The sequence below is a fragment of the Tardiphaga sp. genome, assembly GCF_044340795.1.
In the GTDB taxonomy this organism is placed as follows: domain Bacteria; phylum Pseudomonadota; class Alphaproteobacteria; order Rhizobiales; family Xanthobacteraceae; genus Tardiphaga.
Genome location: NZ_JBIISY010000288.1, coordinates 1 through 6,961, shown reverse-complemented (window position 1 = coordinate 6,961; position 6,961 = coordinate 1). Strand labels below are relative to the sequence as shown.

The following is a 6,961-nucleotide window of genomic DNA, read 5'->3' as shown; positions in this document are numbered from 1 at the left end:
CGAGCGTGCCACCAAGCTGATCCATCAGCTTGCGGCGGACGGCATCACCATCGTGATGATCGAGCATCTGATGAAAGTGGTGCTGAATGTCTGCACGCGGATCGCGGTGCTGCATAATGGCCGGCTGATCGCTGATGGTGCGCCGCGCGACATCATCAAGGACCCGGCTGTCGTCGACGCCTATCTCGGCCAGCAATATGCACAACGGAACGCCGCCCGTGGCTGATCATCCGATGCTCGAACTCAAAGAGGTCTGCGCCGGCTACGGCGAAATACAGGTGCTGTGGGGCATCGACATGGTGGTGCGCTCCGGCGAAATCACCGCGCTGATCGGCTCCAACGGCGCCGGCAAGACCACGCTGATGCGCGCGCTGTCCGGCCTGATCCCGCGCCAATCCGGAAGCTATGTCTCCGAAGGCGTCGATCTGTCGAAGGCGTCAGCAGCAGCGATCCTTGCCCATGGCATCGTTCACGTGCCCGAAGGCCGCCGTTTGTTCGGCGCCATGAGCATCGAGGACAATCTTTTGATGGGCGCCTATTCGCGCAAGGCAAGCAGCGTTGAACTGAAGCGGGATCTCGACCGCGTCTATACGACGTTCCCCAAGCTGCGCGAGCGGCGCAACCAGGCGGCTGCCACGCTGTCCGGCGGCGAGCAGCAGATGTGCGCCATCGGTCGCGGCCTGATGAGCGCGCCGCGGCTGCTGATGATCGACGAATTGTCGCTCGGCCTGTCGCCTTTGCTCGTCGAGCAACTCGTTGCAGCGCTGCGCCAGTTGAACGCCGAAGGCATGTCGATCCTGCTGGTCGAACAGGATGTCACTACGGCGCTCGATCTCTGCCACCACGCCTACATCATGGATATGGGCCGTATCGTGCGCGCCGGGGAGGGTGCCGAACTGCTCGCCGATCCCATCATCCGCGACGCCTATCTCGGCGTCCTCGAAGACTGACCACTGTTTGACCCGAAAGAGGCCACCATGATCGCAACTGTCGAAGCTCCCAATAGCGGCTATCGCTACATGCCCGGCGTGTTCCAGTATTCCTGCGGCGTCGGCGCGCTGCCCGGCTTTGCGCTGGAGCGTGTGCGCTTCTCGAAAGTGGTGCCGCTGAAGGAGGGTTTTGCGAAGATCGCCGATATCATCAAGGCCGCGGGCCGGCCGCTCACATCCTTTGCGGCTTGCGAACTGCGCTCGCCTGCGCCGTTCACCGAACAGGGCTTCATCGATTTCAACGAGATCTACATCAAGACGCTCGAAGACTGGGGCATCATGAAGGATCGCGTGAATCCGATCGCGCGCAGCAATGTCTGTCCGAAGATCGATCCGCCGTCGGCGCCGGGCTTCTACGCCTTCTCGTTCACGACAGTCGCGCCAGATGCGCCACCATCCTTCGTCATCGCCGGCAGCGGCGAGGCGACCGAAGGCAAGGGCAACTATCGCGACCACACTGTGCGGTTCGGTGATACCAGCCCATCCGGCATGCTGGAAAAGGCGAAATTCGTGCTCGACGAGATGGAGCGCCGCATGAGCGCCTTCTCGGGTAACTGGAGCCAGACCACGGGCGCCCAGCTCTATACCGTCCAGGACGTCTATCCGATCCTCGAAAGCGAGCTCGGCCGCCGTGGTGTGTTCCGGAACGGTCTGACCTGGCATTTCAATCGCCCGCCGATTGAAGGCCTCGAATATGAAATGGACTGCCGATGCGTTCATAACGAACGCGTGGTCGCAGTCTGATCCTCCTCTTTCCGGATGACCTCTTGATCCGGCTCATGTAAAAGCCCTTCACATGAGTTGGAACAAGGACCGTCGCGGCGACCGCGGCTACCATCATGGCAATCTGAAAGAGGCGCTGCTGCAGGCGGCGCTGGGGTTGATCGCTGAGAAGGGACCGGCAGGCTTCACCTTCGCCGATGCCGCGCGCACGGCCGGCGTCAGTGCCGCCGCGCCCTATCGCCATTTTCGCGACCGTGACGACTTGCTGGCCAACATTGCCCAGCGCGGCTTCGAGCAGTTCGAGCAGGCACTGACGCAGGCCTGGGACGATGGACGGCCGAACACCGTCACGGCCTTTGAGCGGCTCGGCAGGGCCTATCTCGCCTTTGCGCGCAACGAGCCGGCATTCTATTCGGCGATGTTCGAGTCCGGCATTCCCGTGGATTCCAGCCCCGAACTCATGGCAGCTAGCGAACGCGCTTTCGGCGTCATCCGCGCAGCTGCGGAGCGTCTGGCTGCGCTGACGCCGCCGGGCGTGCCGCGGCCGCCGGCGCTGATGATGGCGCTGCATATCTGGTCGATGTCGCACGGCATCGCCTCGCTGTTTGGCCGCGGCGATGCCGCGCGCCGCCAGCTGCCGATGTCTCCCGACGATCTGCTGGAAGCCGGTGCGCTGATTTATTTGCGTGGTCTCGGTTTTCCAGCCGACCAGAAGCCCCCTGAAAACGACAAACCCGCAGAGCCGAAATCCGGCCCGTGGGGCACTGCGCCCAAATAGCCGCAGGCCACCTCTCGATTATGTGAGCGGTCGGCCTTCCGGCTGCCTTGACAAAACCGACCCGTGCTTTACGTATGTAAATGTTATTTACATTCACAAGCGGCATGGTGCCGCCGATGGAGAGGGAGATGTCTGACACCGCAGATCTCAATCGCTGGGGCCGTCGCCCTTACGATGAGCGCGTGACCTATGGCCTTCGTTCGCCATGGCACATCGTGCTCATTGTGCTCGGCTTTATCGTCTGGTGGCCGATTGGCCTCGCACTTCTCTTCTTCAAACTCGGGAGCAGAAACATGGGTTGCTGGGATCGTCAGGGTCGTTTCGAAAACAAGATGCAGCGGATGCAGGACAAGATGGAGCGCATGCGCGGCCGCATGGAGCGCCATGGTTTCGGCGGCTTCGGCTTCGGCGAGCCGTCTTCCGGCAATCGCGCCTTCGATGAATACCGTGTCGAGACGCTGCGTCGCCTCGAAGAGGAACAACACGAGTTCAAGAACTTCCTCGAGCGCCTGCGTCATGCCAAGGACAAGGAAGAATTCGACCAGTTCATGGCCCAGCACCGCCAGCGCCCGACCCCGCCGCCGGCCGACAACAACCAGTCGCAGGGCTGATGTAAGCAGGATCAACATACCGGAGCAGGGCAGTTTGCCGCCTTGATCCCTCAACCGCCCGCCTGTTCCCACAGGCGGGCGGTTTGGTTCGTGATGTCACGCGCCGTTCACGAACAAGCGAACGGAGCTTCATTCCTCCGCGATAGTGGGCGTGGTAACGCAACATTAACCATAGCCGGGCTCTGGTAAGAGCCGCAGAAATGCGCGCGAAGCCCTTGTTTTGACATGTTGGCAGGGAATTTAGGGCCCGGCCTCGGACGGGTCATCCATGCACTGAACAAGGACGTGCCCTGGCGCTATCGCGCCCGGTTCGGCGCGTGACTGCATGATCGATCGGCGGGATGCCGGTCGAGGGGGATATTGCGTTGAGAGGATACTGCTAATGAATCCGGATGTCGCACAGTCAGCCATGCCGCTGGTGTCGACCGACGTGTCGCTGATTGGTCTGTTCCTGCAGGCGCACTGGATCGTCAAGGCCGTCATGGCCGGATTGATCGGCTGCTCGGTCTGGGTCTGGGCCATCGCGATCGACAAGATGTTTCTCTATTCGCGCACCCGCCGTGCCATGGATCGTTTCGAACAGGCGTTCTGGTCGGGAGAGTCCATCGAGGATCTCTATCGCGCACTGTCTGCCAAGCCGACCCAGTCTATGGCTGCCTGTTTCGTCGCCGCCATGCGCGAGTGGAAGCGTTCCTTCGAGAGCCAGGCGCGCTCCTTCACGGGCCTGCAGATGCGTATCGACAAGGTGATGAATGTGTCCATCGCCCGTGAGGTCGAGCGGCTCGAGCGCCGGCTGCTGGTGCTGGCGACGGTCGGTTCCGCCGGCCCGTTCGTCGGTCTGTTCGGCACTGTCTGGGGCATCATGACGAGCTTCCAGGCGATCGCGGCTTCGAAGAATACGTCGCTCGCGGTGGTCGCGCCGGGTATCGCGGAAGCGCTGTTCGCCACCGCCATCGGCCTTATCGCCGCCATCCCGGCGACCATTTTCTACAATAAATTCACGGCAGAAGTGAACCGGCAGGCGTTGCGGCTGGAAGGCTTTGCCGACGAGTTCTCGGCCATTCTCTCGCGCCAGATCGACGAGCGCGCCTGATGGCCGGTGGTTTGAATCGTGTGATGAGCGCCCGATCATGGGGATGAATGCAGCAGCAGGCGGTGGGGGCGGGAGCCGGCGGGGACGCCGGCGCGCTGCCGTCATGGCCGAAATCAACGTCACGCCGATGGTCGACGTGATGCTGGTGCTGATGATCATTTTCATGGTCTCGGCGCCGCTGATGACCTCGACCATCGACATCGATCTGCCCATCGCCAGCGGCGGCAAGTCGGCGTCACAGAACGCGCCGCCGCTCACCGTCTCGGTGAAGCGCACCGGCGGCAGCTGCAATTCGGCCGTGGAAACCTATATCGCCGACGCGCTGGTGCCGCAGAATGAACTGGCCGCCAAGATCACCGCGATCCGCTCCACGCGGACGGACACGGACAACACTGTGTTCCTGCGCGGCGACAGGGACGTCTGCTACACCGATATGATGAAGCTGCTCGGCATGGTCCGCGCTGCCGGATTCAAGGCCAATATCGTGATCCTGCCGGAGCAGGGATCGTAACGCGATGGCGCAGCGGTCATGAGCAGGATGAAAGAACTGATGGGAAAGGTCGACAAGACGCTGGTTGCGTCTGTGGCCTTGCATCTGCTCGTGTTCGGCTGGGGCCTGTTTACGTTCGACTCCAAGGCGCTGGAAGTGCATCCGGAGGATTCCGTGGCGGTGGACGTCATTTCTGACGACCAACTCGCCAAGGCCATGGCTGGCGAGCGCACCGGCAAGAAAGACAATCCGAAGCCGAAGGTCGAGAAGATCGCGGAAGCCAAGCCGCCGGATGAGGCGGTTGGCAAGATCGACGACAAGAAGGCGCCTGTCATCACCGAAGTCGCGCCGAAGGAACAGCCGAAGACCGAGGACAAGGCTGCTGCGGAAGCGGCAGCAAAGGCGGAAGCTGCTGCCAAGGCCGAGGCTGCCGCGAAGGCTGCAGCAGATGCCAAGGCCAAAGCGGAGGCGAAAGCTGCTGCCGCGGCAGAGGCGAAGCAGCTGGCCGAAGAGAAGGCCGAGGCCGACGCAAAGGCTCAGGCCGATGCCAAGGCGAAAGCCGAAGCACAGGCCAAGGCGAAAGCAGAAGCCAAGGCCAAGGCTGAAGCAAAGGCCAAGGCGGATGCCGAAGCGAAAGCCAAGGCAGAGGCCAAGGCAAAAGCTGAAGAAGCGAAGAAGGCCGAGCGCGTCTTCGATCAGTCGAAGATCGCGGCCTTGATCGACAAGCGCGACCCGACCCGCAATTCGGCGACCGGCTCGGATCTCAATCCGACGGCGGCGCTGGGGCTCTCCAAGGGTAATGCCGCCAACAACGTTGCCACCTGGGGCGCGATGTTCAAGTCGCAGGTCGAGCGCTGCTGGAAGAAACCCTATGGCGGCGTCGAGGCGCAGTTCACCCAGGCCATCTTCAGCGTGAAGCTGAAGCGCGATGGCACGCTGGAAACGCAGCCATCGGCCATCAGCAATCCGTCGACGCCGTATTTCCGCGTCTATCAAGAGAGCGCACTGCGTGCCATCATCGAATGCCAGCCCTACAAGTTGCCGGCGGCCTTCTTTGAGGAGTGGAAGTTCTTTGAACCCGTTTTCACCGAGCGCTCATCCTGAGCGCGCCTGCCGGGCCGCCGATCGAGCAAAGCTGTAACATGACCGACAAGAATGGATCGCCCCTGATGTTTTCCCGTCCGAGCCGCCGCCAGATCATTACGGGCATTGGATCGCTCGGCCTGCTGGCTGGTACCGGCGCGCGCAACGCGTTCGGCCAGGCCCGCGTGCAGATTACCGAAGGCAATGTCGCGCCGCTGCCGATTGCCATCCCGACCTTCAACGCCGGCACCGGTGCCGACAACGAAGTCAGCAATGGCGTGTCTCAGGTCATCACCAACAACCTGAAGCGCAGCGGCCTGTTCGCGCCGATCGATCCGGCTGCCTTCGTCGAAAAGACCGTCAATATCGATGCGCCGCCGAATTTCCAGAACTGGAAGACAGTGAACGCGCAGGCGCTGGTCACCGGCCGCATGACGCGGCAGGGCGACGGCCGCCTCAAGGCTGAATTCCGCCTCTGGGATGTCGCCACCGGCCAGCAGCTCGCCGGCCAGCAATATTTCACGTCGCCGGAATATTGGCGCCGCATCGCGCATATCATCTCCGACCAGATCTATGAGCGCCTGACTGGCGAAAAGGGCTATTTCGACAGCCGCGTCGTGTTCGTGGACGAGACCGGCGCCAAGGAGCGCCGCGTCAAGCGCCTCGCGCTGATGGATCAGGACGGCGCCAATGTGCGCTATCTCACCCGTGGTGCCGATCTGGTGCTGACGCCGCGTTTCTCGCCGTCGACGCAAGAGATCACCTATATGGAGTTCGGCCAGGGCGACCCGCGCGTCTACCTGTTCAATATCGAGACCGGGCAGCGCGAGATCGTCGGCAACTTCCCGGGCATGTCGTTCTCGCCGCGCTTTTCGCCAGATGGCCAGCGCGTCATCATGAGCCTGCAGCAGGGCGGCAATTCCAACCTGTTCGTGATGGACCTGCGCTCCAAGTCCACCACGCGCCTCACTGACACGCCGGCGATCGATACCTCGCCGTCCTATTCGCCGGACGGCGCGCGCATCTGTTTCGAAAGCGATCGCGGCGGCAAGCCGCAGATCTATGTCATGGGTGCGACTGGCGGCGGCGCGCAGCGTATCTCGTTCGGCGAAGGCAGCTATTCGACGCCCGTCTGGTCGCCGCGTGGCGACTATATTGCCTTCACCAAGCAGGGCGGTGGCCAGTTCTCCATCG

8 protein-coding genes and 1 pseudogene are annotated in these 6,961 nt (G+C 62.4%); all 9 read left to right on the top strand.

Going from position 1 to position 6,961, the window contains the following annotated elements:
* A pseudogene (locus ACIQ17_RS29060) lies at positions 1-226 on the top strand (ABC transporter ATP-binding protein); the annotation flags it as partial.
* A gap of 7 nt (positions 227-233) precedes the next feature.
* On the top strand, positions 234-950 hold the full coding sequence (locus tag ACIQ17_RS29055; protein WP_398472890.1) for an ABC transporter ATP-binding protein: 717 nt from the start codon (positions 234-236) through the stop codon (positions 948-950).
* A 27-nt stretch (positions 951-977) separates the two neighbouring features.
* Complete coding sequence (locus tag ACIQ17_RS29050) at positions 978-1,733, top strand: hypothetical protein (protein ID WP_398472887.1); 756 nt, start codon at positions 978-980, stop codon at positions 1,731-1,733.
* A 52-nt stretch (positions 1,734-1,785) separates the two neighbouring features.
* A complete protein-coding gene (locus ACIQ17_RS29045; RefSeq protein WP_398472886.1) occupies positions 1,786-2,490 on the top strand; it encodes a TetR/AcrR family transcriptional regulator in 705 nt (234 codons plus the stop codon).
* A 128-nt stretch (positions 2,491-2,618) separates the two neighbouring features.
* Positions 2,619-3,101: a DUF2852 domain-containing protein gene (locus ACIQ17_RS29040; RefSeq protein ID WP_398472885.1), complete on the top strand. Its 483-nt coding sequence runs from the start codon at positions 2,619-2,621 to the stop codon at positions 3,099-3,101.
* Positions 3,102-3,483: 382 nt separating this feature from the next.
* The gene (tolQ, locus tag ACIQ17_RS29035) at positions 3,484-4,194 is read left to right on the top strand and encodes a protein TolQ (RefSeq protein ID WP_398472884.1); all 711 of its coding nucleotides are present in this window, start codon (positions 3,484-3,486) and stop codon (positions 4,192-4,194) included.
* Positions 4,195-4,231: 37 nt separating this feature from the next.
* Positions 4,232-4,705 (top strand): biopolymer transporter ExbD, encoded by a 474-nt coding sequence (locus tag ACIQ17_RS29030; RefSeq protein ID WP_398472883.1) that lies wholly within the window; start codon positions 4,232-4,234, stop codon positions 4,703-4,705.
* Positions 4,706-4,723: 18 nt separating this feature from the next.
* Complete coding sequence (tolA, locus tag ACIQ17_RS29025; RefSeq protein WP_398472881.1) at positions 4,724-5,788, top strand: cell envelope integrity protein TolA; 1,065 nt, start codon at positions 4,724-4,726, stop codon at positions 5,786-5,788.
* Positions 5,789-5,853: 65 nt separating this feature from the next.
* Positions 5,854-6,961 (top strand): Tol-Pal system beta propeller repeat protein TolB (gene tolB / locus ACIQ17_RS29020; protein ID WP_398472889.1); only part of this gene is annotated, 1,108 nt, incomplete at its 3' end.